The sequence below is a fragment of the Peribacillus sp. P4_C12 genome (assembly GCF_056402095.1).
This window is the reverse complement of sequence record NZ_JBFUIB010000663.1, coordinates 1-1,742: the sequence shown is the minus strand read 5'-3', so window position 1 is coordinate 1,742 and position 1,742 is coordinate 1. Positions and strand designations below refer to the sequence as shown.

The 1,742-nt window shown below is 40.4% G+C and carries 1 protein-coding gene; it reads right to left on the bottom strand.

Annotation, left to right across the window (positions count from 1 at the left end; all coding sequences use genetic code 11):
• Nucleotides 1-1,742 (bottom strand): DNA topoisomerase IV subunit A (gene parC / locus AC1DUW_RS27755; protein WP_477644044.1); only part of this gene is annotated, 1,742 nt, incomplete at both ends.

Sequence of the window (1,742 nt, the reverse complement as noted above, 5' to 3'; positions counted from 1 at the left end):
GCCTGACCATCTGTATGATGGACATCAACCAATTCATCATCGCCCTTTAAATTGACACCAACTAGCGGTTTCGAATGCCGCTGTGCTTTATAGGAAGCTAGTTCAGTCTTTTTCACCATACCGTTTTTCGTGACGAACACTAAGAATTGCGGCAGGGTAAAGTCTTTGATTGGAATCGCTTTTATGATTTGTTCTTCTCGATCAATAGGAATGATGTTCGCGATATGCTGGCCGGTTTCCTTCCAGCGAATATCAGGAAGCTGATGAACTGGACAATAAAGGTAATTACCTTTGGAAGTAAACAGCAACAGAACGTCTGTTGTATTCATTTCCAGCCGCTGGAGCATTCGATCGGAATCTTTCATGCCAAAATCAAGCCCGCCTGATGCTGAATACGATCGTAAGGACGTCCGTTTGACATATCCTTCTTTCGTCACTGTCACCATAACGTCTTCACTCGCGATCAAGACTTCAAGATTGATTTTGATTTCTTCAATCTCTTTCTCAATTTTAGAGCGGCGTCCGTCATCAAACCCTTTTTTAATGAATCTTAATTCTTTTTTTATTACTTGGAGAAGTACCCTTTCACTACCTAGGATTTTGGTCAATTCCTCAATTTTACTGTTCAACTCCGCTGCCTCTTCTTCAAGAGCCGTAATATCTGTGTTTGTTAAGCGGTATAATTGTAAGGATACAATAGCTTCTGCTTGGGCTTCTGTAAAAGAAAATTTAGCGATAAGGTTATCTTTAGCATTACGTTTGTCTTTAGACGCACGGATGACAGCAATAACTTCATCTAAAATGGACAGTGCTTTCATTAAACCATCGACAATATGTGCCCTGTCATGTGCTTTTTGCAATTCATAACGGGAACGGTTCACAATTACTTCTTTACGATGATTGATATACGCATCGAGCATTTTTGGAAGGCTCATTAACGTTGGTCGTTTTTTATAAATCGCGACCATATTAAAATTGTATGCAATTTGAAGATCTGAATTTTTGTATAAATAATGCAGGACACCATTTGCATCTGCTTCTTTTTTCAGTTCAATTACAATACGTAAACCTGTACGATCAGTTTCATCACGTACTTCTGCGATACCTTCTACTTTCCGATCAAGACGGAATTCATCCATTTTCTTAACAAGGTTCGCTTTATTGACTTCATAAGGGATTTCAGTGATGACGATTTGCTGTTTACCACCACGGATTGTTTCCACTTCAGCCAAGCCACGAATTATGATTTTCCCTTTACCTGTTTCATAGGCTTTACGGATACCTTCAATTCCTTGAATGATACCACCTGTAGGGAAATCCGGACCTTTAATAACCGTCATTAATTCTGCTACTGTTGCTTCTGGATTATCAATTCGCATTATAGCAGCATCAATGACCTCACCTAATTGATGCGGAGGGATTTCCGTTGCATAGCCTGCAGAAATTCCTGTCGAGCCGTTAACAAGTAAATTAGGGAACATCGCAGGTAATACGATAGGTTCTTCTGAGGTATCATCAAAATTCGGGACAAAATCAACAGTTCGTTTTTCAATATCACGTAACATCTCAGATGCAATTGATGAAAGCCTTGCTTCTGTATATCGCATTGCAGCAGGCGGATCTCCATCAATACTACCGTTGTTTCCGTGCATTTGGACCATGACTTTACGCAACTTCCAGTCCTGGCTCATCCGTACCATCGCCTCGTAAACCGAAGAATCTCCATGAGGGTGATAGTTACC